Below are 17,818 nucleotides of genomic sequence, written 5' to 3'. Positions count from 1 at the left end.
CCGCCGCGGGCACTTTTTTTTAAGGCGCGGCCTGCCGCGCTAGCGGGTCAACGCAAGCTCCAGGACACCCCCAGGTACACCCCCAGCCCTTCCCCCGGCGTCGAGCGCGCCAGATCCTGCCCCTTGTCGTCGTAGCCTGGAGTGACGGTGGCGGCGTAGCGCTTGTCGGTGAGGTTGCGCAGATCGATCCAGGTCTGCCAGTCGTTCTTCGGCGCGTTGTAGCCCAGGGTGGCGCCGAACAGTGCGTAAGGGTCGGCGTAATAGCTGTTGGCGTAGTCCACCGCCACCTTCGACACCAGCTGGGTGTTGACCGCGGCAAAGAAGCCCAGGGGCCAGTCGTAACGCAGCTCGCCCTGGTAGTAGTGCATGGGCAGGCCCGGCAGGCGGTTGTCGCCAAAGCGCGCGTCGTCGCGGTAGTGGAAATCGCTGAAGGTGTAGGCCTGGCGCAGGCTCAGGCGGCCCACACCCGGGCGCGACCACAGCTCGCTGTGCAGGCTGGCTTCCACGCCCTGGTGCACCGTGGGGCTGGCATTGAGTTCATAGGGCGTGGTGGCGCTGGGATCGGGCAGTACCGAGAGCAGTTCGTGGCGCACCTGGGCGTAGTACCAGGCCAGGCTCCACTGACCCAGGCCGCTGTCGCCACGGCCGCCCAGCTCCAGGGTGGTGGCGGTCTGGTTGCGCAGCGTGATCGGATCACGCTGGGCGCCGCTGGCCACTCCGCTACCGGCTGGAAAACGCAGGTTCGAGCTGTAGATCAGCGACCAGGGGTGCGGTGCTTCCACCGAACGGCTGAGGTTGCCGAACAGCTGTGCATCCGGCGTCAGCTGATAGCGCAGGCCCAGGCGCGGCGCGTAGTCCCAGTCGCCAAGGCTGGTCTTGCCGCCGCCCTCGGGGTAGGTCACCGCGCTTTCGCGACGGGTGTAGATGGCCGCCAGCCCGGTGGTCAGCCACAGGTCGTCGGCGATTTCCAGGTCATTGCCAACATGCAGGACAGTGTCCGAGCCCTGGTAGGTGAAGTTACGAATCCGCGTGCCCGGGGCATAGCCGGCGGTGTTACCGCCAGGAATCCGCACGAACTCACTGGCACCGTCATTGGGCAGGTGCTTGGTCACCCGCAGGCCCAGGGTGCTGCGGCTTTCCCGGCCCCAGAGGCTGTCGCGGCGCTTGTAGTCCAAGGTGCCGCTGACGTCGCTGTAGGCCACCTTCAGGCGGTTGGGGCCTTCGCGCAGGTCCATCGGGTAGTCGTGGTAGACCAGGCCGGTCTGGAGGCTCGAGTCATCGTCGATGTAGTAGGTGGTCTTGTTGCCGACAAAGGTGCTGCCCGGCTGCTTGCGACGGTCGTCGCGGCTGACGTAGGCCGGGTTGGCCGCCCGCGGGTCGTGCTCGATGGAACGCTTGCTGACCCGTCCGGCCAGATCGTTGTCGGTCTCGCGGTAGCGCAGGTAGAAACGGGTTTCCAGGTTCGGATTGAAGCGGTAGCCGAAGTTGCCGATCACCCCGCGGCTCTGGCTGCGGGTGTGGTCCTGGTAACCGTCGGCGTTGACATCGGTCAGCGAGACGTAATAGTCGAAGTCCCCCAGCACTTGCCCGGAGCTGACCTGACGCTGCTGGTAACCGTGGCTGCCGGTGGCGTAGCGCACCTGCAACAGCGGCGCGTCGTAGCCGGTATGGCTGACGTAATCGATGGCCCCGCCCAGGGCCAGGGCGCCACGGTCAAAGCCGTTGGCGCCGCGCAGCACCTGCACATGGTCGACCCACAACGGCTCCAGCAACTCATAGGGCGTACCGCCGGGGCCGGTCAGCGGCAGGCCGTCGAGCATCGTGTACAGCCCCGAGGCATGGGCGCCCGGCGCGCGGTTGATGCCCGAGCCGCGGATCGAGATCTTCACCCCTTCGTTGCCCGCCGACTGGGCGTACACCCCGGGCTGATAGGCCAGCACATCCTGGTTGCTGGCGACCCGGCCTTGCAGCGGCCGGCGCATGTCCACCACATTGCTCCCACCCGGCACCTCGGCCAGCCGTACCGCGGCCTCCTCCACGCCCTGCCCCTCGTCAACCGGCGCCTGCCCCAGCACCTGCGCCGGCGCCAGTTCCACGCTCCGGGTCTCGGCGATTGCCGGGCAGGCAAGGGCCAGGCCCAACAGGGCCGTGGGCAAGGATTTTGGCGAAGACATCGAGAAAACTCCGACAGGCAGAAAGGGGGCAATGCAAGTTGCGACGCAGGAAAGAACCAAGAGAACACAGCGGAATCAGGCTTTTTTCGCCAGGAAAGCGGATGTCGGCAGTCACGCCTTCACGGGCGAAGCCACAGCGTCCAGCACTCAGCGCTAAGGGTTCTTGGCCCCCGCCAGAAAGTGCGCCACCAAGGCATTGGCATGACCATGGCCCATGCCGTATTCGGACTTGAGCCAGGCCACCAGCTCCATGTGCTTCTTGCCGCTGACGGCGCCAAGAAGCTCCAGCCAGTGGCTGATGGGCTGACCGTAGTTTTTTTCAATGGAAGGAAAGTACGACGCCGGGCCTTTGACCTGGCTGGCTTTGCTCTTGCTGTCTTCACTCATGCTTCACCCCGTGCTTTTTTGCTGCTCTTGATGTTCTCGATCAGGTCGACCACGTAGTTCTGGTTGAAGCCCGCGACAAAGGACCAGAACAGCAACTTGCCGTAGGCGGCATAGCCGTCGGCGTGCTGGCAGAAAATCACATAGAAACTGTTGTCCGGGTACCTGCAGCTCCTGTCACCGACGATCTCGGGAAACAGCTCCCCTTGCACCACGCCGGAGATAAACAGGATGTACAGCAGGCCCGCGAGGATGCCGCCGATGAACGACGGCAGCAGCACGTTGAACCAGGAGCTGCACAGGCTGACGATTTCCTCCTCGCTGAGGTGGGACAGCTGCCGGTGAAAGCCTACGTAGCCGCCGATGTTGCCGACGATGAACACCACCGAGGGAATGGTGTAGCCGTCGGCCATGGCGACCGCCCCCAGGGACGCCGCCAACAGCAGCACAAAGATGATGAACAGTCGCTTCCAGAGGATGTTCAGCGCGTCCTGGCGGTTCATGTTCGGCTCACCGGTTCAGGTTGTCGTAGGGTTCCGTCCACCTGGATGACGATAGTTGAGCCGTGCCGCGCGGGGGTGTTTTTTCGACCGGGAACCCTTGCCCTACTGGCCGCGCCCGCCGCGCCTTCAGGCCGGGTAGCCGGTGATCTCGCGAATGCTCTGGTACAGCGGCTTGAGCTGGCGATACATGCGCAGGTAGACCTCGCGGTACAGCCGCTGGTACATCTGCTGCGCCTGCGGCTGGGGCTCGAACACCGCGCCGACCCGGGTCATGGCGCTGATCGCCGTGGGGAAGTCCGGGTACAGGCCCAGGCCCACCGCACAGGCAATCACCGCCCCCAGCCCCGAGGCTTCATAGACATGGGGGCGTTCCACCGGCAGGCCGAAGATGTCTGCGGTCAGCTGCATGGCCGCGTCGCTCTGGGAGCCGCCGCCGGCCACCCGCAAGCGGGTTATCTTCAGCTTGGAGCGTTGTTCCATGCGTTCCATGCCCTGGCGCAGGGCGTAGGCCAGGCCTTCGAGAATCGCCCGGTAGATGTGGGCCCGGGTGTGCACGTCGCCAAAGCCGATCATCGCGCCCTTGGCCTCCATGCCCGGCTCGCGGATGCCCGGCGACCAGTAGGGTTGCAGGGTCAGGCCCATGGACCCGGGCGGCACCGCCTGGACCAGGGCGTCGAACAGCTGTTCCGGCTCCAGCCCCTGCTCGGCCGCCTGCTGCACTTCCCGCAGGCCGAACTGCTGCTTGAACCAGCTGACCATCCAGTAGCCGCGAAAGATCATCACCTCGCAGTTGTAGTGATCCGGCACCGCCGCCGGGTACGGCGGGATCAGCGGCACCACTTCCAGGTAGCGGGAACGGGTGGTGGTGATGGTGGCCGTGGTGCCGTAGGACAGGCAGGCCGTGGTCGAATCCTGGACGCCCGAACCGAGCACCTCGCAGGCCTTGTCGGCACCGGCGGCAATTAGCGCCAAGCCCTCGGGAATACCGGTGTGGCGACTGGCTTCGGCGCTGATCCGGCCCAGGGTTTCGCCGGGTTTGAGCAGGGTCGGCAACTGCTCGCGACGCACCGCCAGGGCCTGCCACTTCCAGTCGCTGGGAGCGGCCCAGCACAGGCGCTTGTAGTCGAACGGCAGGTAAGCCACGGAGCAGCCCACCGAGTCGACGAAGTTGCCGGTCAGGCGATGGGTGAGAAAACCCGAGAGCAGCAGGAACTTGTCAGTGGCGGCCCAGACCTCGGGTTGCTGCTGGGCCACCCAGTTGGCTTCGGCCTGGGCGCGAAAATAGTCCACCGTGGCCTCGGCGCCGATCAATTTGAACAGCCAGCCCCAGGGGCCCTTGATGCGCCCCTCGACGGCGGCCTGGCGCTGGTCGAGCCAGAGAATCGCCGGACGCAGGGCGCGGCCCTGGGCGTCGACATTGATCAGGGTGCCGCGCTGGGTGGTCAGGGACACGCCGCGGATCTGCGAACGGTCGATGCCGGTCTGCTGCCACAAGAGCTGGCAGGCTTCGCCGAGCTTGGCCCAGTAGTAGTCCGGGTGCTGTTCGGCCCAGCCGGGCTGGGTCGAAAAATACGCCTCCAGCTCCACCTTGCCCTTGCCCAGCAGGTTGCCTTGGAGGTCGAACAGCAGTGCGCGAACGCTCTGGGTGCCGTTGTCGATGGCCAGCAGGTAGTCCTGCTTCTTGTTGTTGTGGTTATCCATGGGGCTCTCTTGGTTGAGCATCGTTAGGCATTGGCGGGCAGGCTGTGATGGCGTTGCCACAAGGCCCGGTAGCGCTGTTCCTCGGCCTGCCAGCGGCTATCGTCCCAACCCAGCAGCGGCTGGCACAGGCGGCGGATGGCCGGCAGGTACTGGGCGGCGCCCTCGGCCAGCAGCAGGCCGATGCGGGTGCGGCGCAGCAGCAGGTCGTCCAGGTGCAGGACCATCTCCGTCTCGGCGGCGAACGCCAGCTCGGCCCACAGGGTGTCGCTGGCACCGATGCAGTCGCCGCCGAGGCGCGCCACCTGTTGCGCCAGGCGCGGCAGGTCGCGGCCATAGCGGCCGGCCAGACGCCGAGTCTGGGCGCGACTCAGGCCGGGGATGTCCAGCGCGGCCACGGGCGCGAACACCGGGGCGCCGTCATCCACCACGTCCCGCCCGAGCATCGCACCGCAGGCTTGCAGCACTTCGATGGCCTGGGGGCGGAAGGTGGTGAGCTTGCCGCCGGCCAGGGTCACGCAGCCGGGCTCCTGCCACAGCACGTGTTCACGGGTGACGTTGGACGGCTTGCTCTGCTGCCCCTCGCTACCGGCCACCACCGGACGTACCCCGGCCCAGGTCGACAGCACGTCCCCGGGACCGATCTGTGCCTGGGGAAACTGCTGGGCGCAGGCGGCCAGCAGATAGCGCAGTTCTTCCTGGCTGATGCTGGCGCTCTGGTCCAGGTCGTCGCGGTGGTCGAGGTCGGTGGTGCCCACCACGGTGGCACCTTCCCAGGGGAAGACGAACACCGGCCGCCGATCCTCGCCATGCATGAAGCTCAAAGCCTGGGCCACCGGCAGGCGCCAGCCCGGCAGCAGCAGGTGACTGCCGCGCAACGGTCGCAGCTGCCGACGGCTGCTCGCCGGGCGCAGGCGCTCGGCCCAGGCCCCAGTGGCCACCGCCAGGGCCGCGCAGCCAAGGGTGTGCACGGCGCCGGTTTCACTGTCCTCGATCGCCACCCCGCACACCCGCCCGTTCTCCCGCAGCAGGCGGGTCACCCGCAGGCCATTGATGGCCACGGCGCCGTCAGCCCGGGCCTCGGCCAGCACCCGCAGCACCAGCCGCGCATCGTCGGTCAGGGCATCGAGAAAGCTGGTGCCGCCGAGCAACCCCGGTTCCTTGACCCCGGGGGCCAGGTACTGCAGTTGCCGGGCATCGTGAAAGCGATGATTACGCCGCCCGGCGAGGGCGTCATACAGGCTCAGCAGGCCGCCAAACAGCTTGGGCCCGGGAAACTGACCGCGGTAATGGGGCATCAGGAAACTCATGGGCTCCACCAGCCCCGGGACTTCCTGCAACAGGCGCTGGCGCTCGCGCACCGAGTCCCGGGTCAGGCGCCACTGGCCCTTGGCGATATAGCGCAGCCCGCCGTGGACCATCTTCGAGGAACGGCTGGAGGTGCCCCAGGCAAAGTCCCGCTGCTCCAGCAGCAGGCAGCGCCAACCGCGCCGCGCCGCCTCGCGCAGAATGCCGGCGCCGCTGATGCCGCCGCCGATGACGATCAGGTCCCACGGCTGCGCTGCCAGCTCCGGCAGTACCTGTTGCCGCCACTGGGCATTCCAGTCCTGGCTCATGACCTCACTGCTCCAGTAGCGTGCCGGGGTTCAGGCGCCCGGCGGGATCGAAGTGGCGACTCAGCGCCTGCAGGGTGTCGATCGCCAGCGGGCCCTTCTCCCGCAGCAGGTACGGCGCGTGGTCCTTGCCCACCCCGTGCTGGTGGCTGATGGTACCGTGGTGATTGACGATGGTCTGGCTGGCGGCGTGCTTGAGCGCCTGCCAGCGGGCCAGGGTCGCCGGGTACTGGGCGTCCGGGCGGAACACGTAGGTGGTGTAGATGCTCGAACCTTCGCCATAGACATGGGACAGGTGGGTGAACACATGCACCTGCTCGCCCTCGGCGGCCAGGCCATCGCGCAGGCTGCCCTCGATGCGCTGCAACAGGCGGTCGACATTGCTCCAGTCGGTGGCGGTTTCCAGGGTGTCCACCAGGTAGCCGGCGTTCCACAGGCTTTCGCGCAGGTAGGGAAAACGAAAGCGGTTCTGAGCCCACTTCTTGCCCAGCAAGGTGCCGGTGAACACCCCGCCGAAGGCCTTGAGCTGGCGCCGGGCGTGACGCAACGACAGGGCGTTCTGCTGACGATTGCCGGTGACGCCGAAGGTCAGCAGGCACTTGCCCGCCCCGGCGCCGCGCAGGGCCAGGTATCTTTCCAGCCAGGCGATCTGCGTCGGATGGCCGGCCAGGGCCAGTTGGGTCTCGGTCTCCACGGCATTGGACAGGCGCAGCATCGACAGCGGCACCCGAGCCTGGGCCAGGGCGCGCACCGCTTGCAGGGCCTGGGACCAGTCGGGCAGGAACACCCCATAGAAGCGCTCGTCATCGGGCAGGCGGCTGACCCGTACCTTGACCTCGGAAATGATCCCGAAGCGCCCTTCACTGCCCAGCACCACCTCGCGCATATCCGGCCCGGCGGCAGACGCCGGAAAGCTGGCGATGGGCATCGGCCCGGCAAAGGTTTCCAGGGTGCCGCCGGCGAACAGCTGCTCGATGCGTCCGTAGCGCAGCGACTGCTGGCCACTGGAACGGCTGGCAACCCAGCCGCCCAGGGTCGACAGCTCCCAGGACTGGGGGAAATGCCCCAGGGTGTAGCCCCGGGCGCGCAGCTGGCTTTCCACCTGCGGGCCGCTGGCGCCGGGGCCGAAGGTGGCCAGCAGGCTGTCTTCGTCCAGCTCCAGCAGGCGGCTCATGCGCGCCAGGGACACCGTCAGCACTGGGCGTTCGGACCAGGGCGGGTTGATGTGCCCGGCCACCGAGGTGCCACCGCCATAGGGAATCAGGCACAGGTCGCGGTCCTCGGCCAGGGCCAGCAATTGGCGGATCTGTTCGGCGGTTTCCGGAAAGGCCACGGCGTCGGGGTAGACCCCCAGCGCGCCTTCGCGCAGGGCCAGCCAGTCCGCCAGGCTCTGGCCGCGGGCGTGCAGCAGGCGTTCCTGGGGATCGATGCAATACAACGGGTGGGCAGCAAGGCGTGAAGCCGGCACCTTGGCCAGCGCCTGTTCCAGAGTCGCCTCCGGCAAGCGGCGCCCCGGCCCCAGGCGTTCGGCGAGAAACCCCGCGCCCTGGGCCGGCAATTCGACCACCGTGGATGCATCCCCCCAGCCGTTCCAGCGTCGCATACGTGTGTCCTTGTGCTGTTCTTATAGGTCTTGCTTCAGGCTCCCTATACTAGTGCGCGGCTGAACGCTGTCACGGTCGCATCGCGCCAGAGGATGTAGCCGATTGAGTCAGACACAGGTGACATCCGGCGCCAGTTACCGAAGAATCCGCACCCTCCCCATCACAGGCTCGCGTCCATGCCGACAACCCTGAAAACCTGCGCACCGCTGTTCTGGTCCACCGACCTGGGCATCGACTACGGCGCGCCGACCTTGCACCTGCACGACTTGCTGCCCGTGGTGGGAGAGGAACACTCGGCCTTCTTCCAGCACCGGGACGGCATCCTGATCGGCGAAACCCTGCAACTGATCTGGTGCCCGCCGGTTGCCGACCTCAATGGCTGGAACGAACAGCCTTCGGAAATTGCCCTGAGCCAGCTGCTGCGGGTGCGGATCACCGGCCCGGCGCCCGAGCCGCCGACAGCACGCAATGCCATCCACCATGGCCGGCCGAGGTACCGCTTCCTGGTCCTGTCCTGCCAGCCACTGCCGGCGGCACTGCGCGCCCAACCGCTGGCACAGGACGCCTGGCACATGCCGCTGATCGAGAATGGACAGGGCAGTTGCCTGACCTGGGAGGCCATCGACAACTGCAGTCGCGCCGAGGTCCAGGGGCTGATCTACCTCAGCGCCTACCGCCGCGACGAAACCTATATGGAAATGTTCATCGAGGACCTGGGCGGACAACTGTTCGGGCTGCTTTCGGTGCACCTGGGCCCGGGGGGCGACGACTATGATTTTGGCCGGCGCCTCCTGCAAGGCGCGGAGTTGCGGGCCATCCGCCGCGCGCTGGCCATGGCCCGGCCCCTGAAGGATTCACAGCCCGACTACCTGGTCCCCTGACCCCCGGGGCGGATAAAAGCGCCCAGAAAAAGACTAAGCAGCTGTTTTCAAACTCATTTTTTTGCATTGGGGGGCTTCACAGCCCGTCTATAAGTTGGTAAATTTGCGCCCGTTCTTGCAGCGGACCTCCCCGGACCGGCAATCAAGGCAAGTAACGTCGCAACAGCTACAGGGGCGTCGCCAAGCGGTAAGGCAGCAGGTTTTGATCCTGCCATGCGTTGGTTCGAATCCAGCCGCCCCTGCCATTTTCTTTATGTCTATCCCATCAAGTGTTCTGCCAACAGCTCCAGCAAGGCGCTGACCTTGGGCAGTGCCTGACGATTCTTCATCCATAGCAGATGGATTGCCTGTCCCTGGGTTGCACAGTGCGGCAGCACCTGTACCAGGCTGCCCTCATCCAGCTGGCGCTTGACCAGCCACGACGGCAATTGGGCAATCCCGTAGCCCGCCATCACCGTCATCAGCAACCCCTGCCCATCCCCCACCACGCAAGCGGCCGGCATCACCCGACGCTCGATCTCCCCTGGCCGGCTGCCGGGAAAAGTCCAGGGGTTGACCCGTCCATCCACCCAGCCGTAGGCGATGCAGCGGTGGCGCAGCAGATCGGCATCGGTCAAGGGCGTGCCCTGATGCTCCAGGTACGCCGGCGAGGCACAGAACAGGTGCCGCTCGTGGCCCAGCTGACGATGCCCCAGGGCGACGGGCCATTGCGCGGGTCCGCCGAGTCGCACGGCAATATCGACACCGGCCTCCAGGGGATCGGCAAAGGCATCGGCAAAGGTCACGTGGGGTTGCAGCAAAGGGTGCTCCCGGGCAAAGCGCAAGATCAGCTCCAGCACTTGAGTGCGACCAAAGGCCCCCGGCAGATCGACGCGCACCTTGCCCCTCAGTTCGGTGTTTTCCGCCTGCAACGCCCACTCGGCCTCTTGCAGATCGGCCAGTACCTCGGTGCAGGTGCGATAGAAGGCCTGCCCCGCATCGGTCAGCGCCAGACTGCGAGTGGTGCGCTGCAACAGCCGGGCCTGCAGGCGGCCTTCCAGGCGGGCGATGGCCTTGCTGACAGCGGACGGCGTCAGGTTCAGACGCTCGGCGGCGGCCTTGAAGCTGCCGGAGTCGGCGACACAGACAAAAACATCGATGCCCTTCAGGCGTTCGGAAGCAAACATGCAACGTCCTTATTCATGAATCAGTTTCCATTCACTAAAGAAAAATCATCATAAAACAGAAGCCAATTCCTCAGTAAGCTCAATCCCCCCGACTCAACCTGCACCACTTGAAGAGGCATGGATGCTGTACACCCTGAAAAACTACCCGGGCACCATCAAGCTGTTGCTGTCGGGTTCGCTGATCCTGACCCTGGCGCGGGCTATCACCCTGCCCTATCTGGTGATCTACCTGTCCGCCAGCTACGGCCTGAGCGTCGCCGACATCGGCCTGGTGATCGGCAGCAGCCTGATCGTCGGCTCGCTGCTGAGCCTCTACGGCGGTTACCTGGTGGATCGGATCGCCACCTACCGGCTGATCCTGGCCTGCGTCGCGGTCTTCACCCTGGGCTTTGTCGGCGCCTTTGCCGCCCCCGGCCTGTGGCTGCTCTACCTGTGCCTGGTATCGATCAACCTCGCCTACGCAGTGTTCGATATCGCGGTCAAAGCCGGTTTTGCCCAACAGTTACCGGTGACCGAGCGCAGTGAAGTGTTCTCGATCAAGTACACCCTGACCAACATCGGTTATGCCGTCGGCCCGTTGCTCGGCGCCTGGCTGGCCCAGCAAGGCATGAGCCTGCCCTTTGTCGCGTCGAGCGCCCTGGCGGCGGGATTCTTTGCCCTGTACCTGACACAGGGCGACAGGCAGCTCCAGTCCGGCGCCAGCCCCCATCAGCCCCTGTCCTTTCTCGCGCTGGGCCGCCAGCTGCTGCGGGATTACCGCCTGATCTGCTTCACCCTGGGCGGCTTGCTCAGCGCGGTGGTCTTTGGCCAGTTCTCGGCTTATCTGTCCCAGTACCTGGTGGTCACCGAGTCCGCGCAAGTCGCCTACACCACCATCAGCACCCTGGTGGCGACCAATGCGTTGCTGGTCATTGCCCTGCAGTACGCCATTGGCCGCAGGATCACTCCCAACCACCTGAAGCAGTGGCTGGCGGCAGGCCTGAGCCTGTTCCTGGTGGGGGTCGCCGGGTTCGCCCTGTCCACCAGCCTGCCGCTGTGGGTGCTGTCGATGGTGGTGTTCACCCTGGGGGAAATCATCGTGTTTCCCGCCGAATACATGTTCATCGACCTGATCGCCCCCGAGCACCTGCGAGGCCTGTACTACGGCGCGCAAAACCTCTCCAACCTCGGCGGGGCCCTGGGCCCGATACTCTGCGGCATGGTCCTGGCAAGCCAGCCGGCGCACTGGATTTTCTACATGCTGGGGGCGTTCATTGTCCTGGGCGGACTGTTCTACTGGCTGGGCGCGGCCAATCTGCAACGGCCCTCGGTGAACGAAACCCAGGCAGACGTCATGCCCTGAGGGCCCCGCCCGGCCAACCGGGCCCTCACCTGCCATTCACAGCGCCCCTGAAGGTTCGTTCCCCTTTGTACCCTCCCCTACAAAGAGCAACGCGCCATGAAAAATACCGATCTCAGCCACCTGATCCTCAGCGACCACGCGCGCATCGAAGCCGCCATCAGCACCGGCGCGGCCTGGGAAGTGTGGTTTCAGGTGGAGTTCCTGATCCTGCTGCGCTCGGTCCATGTGGCCGCCGCCCGCGAGGTGCCCTATCCGGCGCCCAACCAGGCCTTGCGCCTGGACGTGCTGGCGCAACATAACGTGGAGAACTACGCGATCGAACTCAAAGTCGAAAGCGCCACCAATGCCGGCAACAAACTCTTGGCCGAAACCCAGAAAGACATCGACAAGCTGACCCAGTACACCGACCCGGTGGCTGCGCGCTGGGCCGTCGCCCTGGGCTACAGCGACGTGGCCAAACGCGGGCTGCGGGATTTTGCCAACACCCACAAGGGACGGGTGATCTATCAGGAGTCCGGGGCCCTGGGCTGCATGATCGCCACGGTTTGAACAGGCCCGCCAAGGCAAGGCCATGCCCGACGCCTTCCCGATCTGGTCGCCAGCATTGGCCCCCGATCTTGAGCAACAGGTGTCCACGCCGGAGACGGTCATCGACTAGCGACCGGCGTTGAGGCGGGACCGGGGCAACCCGCCGACTTGAATCAGCGGACGGCAGTATCTTTTCGCCAAAACGTTCAGATAAGTCCGATGACGGTGGCCGCCCGCTCCTTGTTAAGTTGTCCGCTGTTTTTCAGCTGTCCGCCGCTGATCGACAATCTTCTCGTTGATCAGCGGCGCTTCGGCCAATGGAATCAGCCGCAATACGTCAAGGAGCGACCCATGTTCAGCCCGGCCGACCAGACCCACTTCAGCCTGGACATCCAAGGCATCCAGCACGACTTCCAGGTGCTCTCGTTCCAGGGCACCGAGGCCATCAGCCAGCCGTTTCGCTTTGACCTGCAACTGGTCAGCGAACGCCCCTTCATCGACCTCGAACCGCTGCTGCACCAACCGGCCTTTCTCGCCTTCGACCTCCAGGGCCATGGCATCCATGGGCTGATCCAGCGCATCGCCCAGGGCGACGCCGGCAAGCGCCTGAGCCGCTACAGCCTGTCGCTGCTGCCGCACCTGGATTACCTGCGCCACCGCAGCAACCAGCGGATCTTCCAGCAGCTTTCGGCGCCGCAGATCATCGCCCTGATCCTCGAAGAGCACGGCATCCTCGGCAATGCCTACCAATTCCAGATTCAACACCCTTGCCCCGAGCGCAACTACTGCGTGCAGTACGACGAGAGCGACCTGCACTTCATCCAGCGCCTGTGCGAAGAGGAAGGCCTGCACTATCACTTCCAGCACAGCCGCGAGGCGCATTTGCTGGTGTTCAGCGATAACCAGAGCGTGTTCCGCACGCTCGGCCGGCCCACCGCCTACGTGCAGGGCAGCGGGCTGGTGGCCGATGAGCCGGTGATCAAGGGCTTCAACGTGCGCCTGGAAACCCGCACCAGCCGCATCACCCGGCGCGACTACGACTTCGAAAAGCCGCGCCTGCAAATGGAGGCTGCCTACAAGCCCGACGCCAAGACCCAGGAACCGGACCTGGAGGACTACGACTACCCCGGGCGCTTCACCGATCGCCAGCGTGGCAAGTTCCTCAGCCAGCGCGCCCTGGAACGCCATCGCGCCGACTACCTGCAAGCCGAAGGCTGGGGCGATGAGCCGCGACTGGTCAGCGGGCATTTTCTTGAGCTGACTGATCACCCGCGTGGCGAGTGGAACGACCTGTGGCTGCTGACCCGGGTGACTCACGAAGGCAAGCAGCCCCAGGTGCTGGAGGAATCGATCAGCAGCGACACCGAGGTTACAGACGGCTTCCAGCAGGGTTACCGCAACCGCTTCCTCGCCACCCCCTGGGAGGTATTCTTTCGCCCGCCGCTGGACCACCCCAAACCCCGGGTCCTGGGCAGTCAGACCGCAGTGGTCACCGGCCCGGCAGGAGAGGAAATCCACACCGATCCATACGGCCGGGTCAAGGTGCAGTTCCACTGGGACCGCGAAGGCCAGGGCAACGACCAGACCAGTTGCTGGCTGCGGGTCGCCTCCAGCTGGGCCGGCGACCGCTACGGCGCCCTCGTCATCCCGCGCGTCGGCATGGAAGTGCTGGTGGAGTTTCTCGAAGGCGACCCCGACCAGCCGCTGATCAGCGGTTGCCTGTACCACCAGGAACACCCGACGCCTTACGCACTGCCGGTCAACAAGACCCGCAGCACCTTCAAGACCCTGAGTTCGCCGGGCGGCGGCGGTTTCAATGAAGTGCGCGTCGAAGACAGAAAAGGCGCCGAACAGATCTTCGTCCACGCCCAGCGCGACTGGGATGAAAACATCCAGCACGACCAGAAAATTCGCGTCGGCCACGAGCGTCACGAGACGGTTGAAGGCAGCAGCTACAGCGAACTCAAGGCCGAGGAACACCGCACCATCCACGGCGAACGCAAAACCGAAATCCGCGCCGACGACCACCTGAACGTGGCGCACGACCAGCACATCAAGCTGGGCACCGCACAACTGCTCCAGGCCGGACGTGAGATTCATCTGCAAGCGGGCCAGAAGCTGGTGATCGAAGCGGCCAGTGAACTGACGGTGCAAGCCGGGGGCAGCTTTATCAAGCTCGACGCCAGCGGCGTCAGCGTGAGTGGGGCGTTACTCAAGGTGAATGCGGGGGGCGCTGCGGGGCAAGGCAGCGGCGCCACCTGCCTACTGCCGGTCGTCCCTCTGCCCGCCACCACCGCCAAGGCCGGCACCTTGCTGGAGCCTGCACCGTCGCAGCCGGCCCCCGAGGTGATCCATCGTCTCAGCGCGGTGATCAGCCCCCTTCCGGGCGTGCCGGGATACGAGGACGAACCCTATCAGCTGTTCGCCGATGGCGCGCTGATTCAGCAAGGCCTGACCGGTGCCGATGGCGTGATTCGCTTCGAGCATGTGCCCGGTACTCAGGCCTATGCGGTTGAACTGATCAACGGGCACCGTTTCGAGATCGAGCCCAAAGACCAGAGCGACGAACCCGAGTCCCCGCACCAGCAACTGGCCCGCCGTGGCTATCGCGACTATCAAGGGCAAATGGATCAGCTTGAAGCCCTGAACACCAAGGACGACTATCGAATGGCCGCGCTGAACCCGGTCATCCCACCCAAAAACCAGTAAGTGCGGGGAATCGGGCAATGCCTGTCGACTACAGCAAGGAAGTGCTTCAGCTCAAACCCAAGGAAGACAAATTCATGTGCTTGAGCATGGAATGGTTCGCGAAAAAAGCGCTGTTCCCGCCGCGAGCGGGGATCAAGATCACGCCGCTGATCAACGGCGAAACCGCCTTCGGCGCCGTGCATCACGCGATTGAGCGAGCCAACCGCAGCGTGGAAATCATCAGTTGGGGCTTCGACCCGGCGATGCGTTTCAAACCCGATGGCGATCGCATCGGTGAACTGCTGGATGTACGAGGCCGGCATGGGGTCAAGGTGCGGGTGCTGATCTGGAAAAATGCCCTGGCCAACTTCCTGGAAAACACCATCCCCGGCGATGGCCTGGCCGGCTCGGGCGGCACGGCAATCGGCTCGGGCATGACCCGGGGTAGTGCCGCCTCCAACCGCACCCTGGAAGACCGGCAGCGACTGGAATATCGCCGCACCGTGCATCAACACGAATTGAACAAACTGCGAGCCGGTGAGCTACCGGCCTATGGCGCCAGCGGTTACCGCTATGAGCAGCGCGAGCAGGAGCTGCTGGCGATACTGCGTGACGTCGAGGCGCAGCTCAATGCCCAGGGCGCCTACAGGACACTGGACGGCTCGGGCGCCCCCGGCTACTCCCCCGATGATCAGCAGTACACCCGGGAATGGTTCCGCCGAATTCACGGTGGACGCATGCAGAACGTCGAGTTTCGTACCCGGGACTTTTCCCTTGAAATCCCCTTGAACGCCGCCATTCGTGGACCGCAAATGGCCACGGAAAAAGGCCGACTGGCCACCCTCTACCGACTGATCCAGGCTGAGGCCCCCGACAGCAATTTCGCCCATATGCTGGCCCTCAGCCTATTCGCCAGCCATCACCAGAAAATGGTCCTGGTGGACTACGAAGACAGCGCCAACGCAGTGGGTTTCGTCATGGGCCACAACATGCACCGCAACTACTGGGACACCAGCGCCCACCTCTATCACGACAAGGCCGCTCGACGCAGCCCGGGCTTCGGGCCCTGGCAAGACCTGTCGCTCAAGGTCCAGGGCCCCGCCCTACACGACCTCAACCACAACTTCAGCAGCGCCTGGGACCGGGAAACCTTCTGGATCAAGCAATGGTTCAGCGATGGCCTGCGCCAACAGCGCCAGGCCATCAAGCCCGACCACTTCAAAGCGGCCGGTACGAGCATGGCGCAAATCTGTCGCACGCAACCCCAGGAAAACGCCGAGACCTCGATCCTCGAACTGCACCACAAGGCCCTGGGCAACGCCCGCAACTACGTCTACATGGAGAACCAGTACTTTCGCTACCCGGCCTTTGCCAAACAGCTGCGCGAGTTGGCCGCCGCCTACCTCGCGGCAGGCCGCGACCAGGACCTGTACCTGTTCGTGGTCACCAACAACCCCAACTCCGGCCTGTATTCCAGCACCACCTATGCCGCCTTGCAGGAACTGGGGCAGGAACAACTCATGCCCCAGGCCCAGCGCAGCCTGGCTGAAGAGATGCTGCGCAAGCGCAGCCAACTGGCCTACCTGCAAAGCCACCCGCACAACGATCCCTATCTACAACGCGCACAGCTCAACCGAGCCGAAGTGCTCCAGCGCGAGATCGCCGAACTCGAGCGCCAGGGCGTCACCCCCGATATAGAAGCGCGACTGGGCGGCCTCAAGCCCGAGGACATCGCCGAACTCGGCAAACCCAAAGCCGACGACGGCGAAGACACCAAACCCTACGCCCTCAAGGACCTGCCCGGACTCAAAGTGGTGATCGCTACACTCACCGCCTGTAGCCCCGAACCCGGCAGCACCCTGGCCGAAGGCGAACAGGCGTACTTCCGGGACATCTACGTGCACTCGAAGCTGCTGGTGGTGGACGACGTGTTCAGCCTGCTCAGCTCCGCCAATATCAATACCCGCAGTATGCACACCGACTCTGAACTGGGACTGGCCGCGCCGGATGCGGAGTTGGCGAAGACTTGGCGGGAGGAGTTGTGGAAGTTGCATGTGGGTAGATCGTTTAGTGGTGGCAATGGACGGTGTGACTCGGCGAGAAATTTTAAAGAATGGAATCATGTCATGGATAAAAACTGGGAAAGTAAAAACAAAAATGAACCTTTGATGGCTCATCTAACACGTTTTTGGGATGTGGAGACACCTTATGCCAAAGCAGTTGATTAAAGTCATAGGCTTTTGCGCCTGTATTGTCTTACTTCTATTGAACGGAGCAGTTGCCGTGGCATACCCAATTTTTACCTGCGCCTATGAACTAGATAACAACCCGCCACTGGACCCACAGGCTGAGTCTTGGTTTCAACAAGCGCGCATTCTAGAAAAAACACACGGGGTTAAGGATTGGAAAAAAATAGTGAGGCTTTATGAGCAAGCCATTGCCAAGGATCATTGGAAAGCCATGCACAACTTGGCCGGCCTTTATCGTACGGGTTGGCCCGGAAGGCCTGGCGTTGAACAAGACACCGGCAAGATGCTCGATCTCTATGAGCGCATGGTGAAGCTTAAAGTACCACTGGGTTACTACAATTGGTCCGTTATTACTGAACGTGGGAAAGGAGTCCTAAAATCTGAGCGGATGGCTGCCTCATATCTTTTTCAAGCGGCACAATTAGGCAGCCCCTTAGCACAAGCTCAAATAGGTCAATATTTTGCTTATGCGCTGCCGAGACACAAACAAGATGATGACATGGCGGAACGTTACTATCGGTGCGCAGGTGCTCAGGAAGACCCTGAAGCGATTCTAAAGACAGCTAGCTTTTATCAGATCGCCAAAAAAAACAAACCTCGTGCCCTGTTCTACTATCAGCGAGCAGCATCTTTAGGAAGCTCTACCGCCCTCGATAATTTACAGGGAGCATTCGAACCAACCCCTAGACCAATCCATAACTTTGGATATAAGCCAGACGAAAACCTCTATGAGCTTTACTCAAGCTTATCCAAGGAACTTGATGAGAATCCAAACCTACGCTTCCCCAACCTAATGAAAGACCACCCTCTCCCCCCACACCCGACCCAAGGCTTCGACGCAGAACACCCGGACCGCAGGCCGGAACTATAAGCAAACCGTCATGAACGCCGCCCCCCGCTCTTCCCTCCCCGCCAACCATCACCACAACCCCTTCCCATCAGCCCAAAAAAGGGGGCGATCAACGATCGCCCCCCAAGCGTGCTACCA

Annotated in this window: 13 protein-coding genes and 1 tRNA gene; 7 read left to right on the top strand and 7 right to left on the bottom strand. The window is 64.0% G+C overall.

From position 1 onward, the window contains the following. Positions 1-47: 47 nt before the first annotated feature. From ACMGG8_RS18245 to ACMGG8_RS18220, 6 genes are all read right to left on the bottom strand, one after another. Positions 48-2,174, bottom strand: coding sequence for a TonB-dependent receptor family protein (locus tag ACMGG8_RS18245; protein ID WP_414158079.1), 2,127 nt, complete (start codon positions 2,172-2,174; stop codon positions 48-50). A 153-nt stretch (positions 2,175-2,327) separates the two neighbouring features. Continuing rightward, positions 2,328-2,561, bottom strand: coding sequence for a DUF4287 domain-containing protein (locus ACMGG8_RS18240; protein WP_060839516.1), 234 nt, complete (start codon positions 2,559-2,561; stop codon positions 2,328-2,330). Next, positions 2,558-3,061 carry a hypothetical protein gene (locus ACMGG8_RS18235; RefSeq protein ID WP_060839517.1) on the bottom strand — a complete coding sequence of 168 codons (504 nt, stop codon included), beginning with the start codon at positions 3,059-3,061 and terminating at the stop codon, positions 2,558-2,560. The genes ACMGG8_RS18240 and ACMGG8_RS18235 overlap by 4 nt, the downstream gene beginning before the upstream one ends. A 126-nt stretch (positions 3,062-3,187) precedes the next feature. Then, on the bottom strand, positions 3,188-4,762 hold the full coding sequence (locus tag ACMGG8_RS18230) for an FGGY-family carbohydrate kinase (protein ID WP_414158078.1): 1,575 nt from the start codon (positions 4,760-4,762) through the stop codon (positions 3,188-3,190). Between the two features lie 23 nt (positions 4,763-4,785). Then, positions 4,786-6,375 (bottom strand): glycerol-3-phosphate dehydrogenase/oxidase, encoded by a 1,590-nt coding sequence (locus ACMGG8_RS18225; protein ID WP_414158077.1) that lies wholly within the window; start codon positions 6,373-6,375, stop codon positions 4,786-4,788. 4 nt (positions 6,376-6,379) lie between these two features. Continuing rightward, complete coding sequence (locus ACMGG8_RS18220; RefSeq protein WP_414158076.1) at positions 6,380-7,975, bottom strand: FAD-binding oxidoreductase; 1,596 nt, start codon at positions 7,973-7,975, stop codon at positions 6,380-6,382. 177 nt (positions 7,976-8,152) lie between these two features. Here ACMGG8_RS18220 and ACMGG8_RS18215 point away from each other — a divergent pair, with 177 nt between their 5' ends. Together ACMGG8_RS18215 and ACMGG8_RS18210 are read left to right on the top strand one after the other, a co-directional pair. Beyond that, the gene (locus tag ACMGG8_RS18215) at positions 8,153-8,857 is read left to right on the top strand and encodes a hypothetical protein (protein WP_060843746.1); all 705 of its coding nucleotides are present in this window, start codon (positions 8,153-8,155) and stop codon (positions 8,855-8,857) included. Between the two features lie 170 nt (positions 8,858-9,027). Further along, positions 9,028-9,102 (top strand) — tRNA-Gln (locus ACMGG8_RS18210). Positions 9,103-9,114: 12 nt separating this feature from the next. Here the strand turns inward: ACMGG8_RS18210 and ACMGG8_RS18205 are convergent. Then, entirely contained in the window at positions 9,115-10,023 is a 909-nt protein-coding gene (locus ACMGG8_RS18205; RefSeq protein ID WP_414158075.1) for a LysR family transcriptional regulator, read from the bottom strand. Between the two features lie 121 nt (positions 10,024-10,144). Here ACMGG8_RS18205 and ACMGG8_RS18200 point away from each other — a divergent pair, with 121 nt between their 5' ends. From ACMGG8_RS18200 to ACMGG8_RS18180, 5 genes are all read left to right on the top strand, one after another. After that, positions 10,145-11,365, top strand: coding sequence for an MFS transporter (locus tag ACMGG8_RS18200; protein WP_414158074.1), 1,221 nt, complete (start codon positions 10,145-10,147; stop codon positions 11,363-11,365). 96 nt (positions 11,366-11,461) lie between these two features. Beyond that, on the top strand, positions 11,462-11,914 hold the full coding sequence (locus tag ACMGG8_RS18195; RefSeq protein WP_060839524.1) for a hypothetical protein: 453 nt from the start codon (positions 11,462-11,464) through the stop codon (positions 11,912-11,914). A gap of 330 nt (positions 11,915-12,244) precedes the next feature. Beyond that, entirely contained in the window at positions 12,245-14,602 is a 2,358-nt protein-coding gene (gene tssI / locus ACMGG8_RS18190; RefSeq protein WP_414158073.1) for a type VI secretion system tip protein TssI/VgrG, read from the top strand. Positions 14,603-14,619: 17 nt separating this feature from the next. Next, on the top strand, positions 14,620-16,809 hold the full coding sequence (locus tag ACMGG8_RS18185) for a phospholipase D-like domain-containing protein (RefSeq protein ID WP_060839526.1): 2,190 nt from the start codon (positions 14,620-14,622) through the stop codon (positions 16,807-16,809). Further along, on the top strand, positions 16,790-17,701 hold the full coding sequence (locus ACMGG8_RS18180; RefSeq protein WP_414158072.1) for a tetratricopeptide repeat protein: 912 nt from the start codon (positions 16,790-16,792) through the stop codon (positions 17,699-17,701). The genes ACMGG8_RS18185 and ACMGG8_RS18180 overlap by 20 nt, the downstream gene beginning before the upstream one ends. The last annotated feature ends 117 nt before the right edge of the window (positions 17,702-17,818 follow it).

Origin of the sequence: Pseudomonas sp. BNK-45 (assembly GCF_047456255.1) — a bacterium.
Lineage (GTDB): Bacteria > Pseudomonadota > Gammaproteobacteria > Pseudomonadales > Pseudomonadaceae > Aquipseudomonas.
Note: the sequence above shows the minus strand (reverse complement) of the source record. Positions and strands in the feature narration are given on the sequence as shown.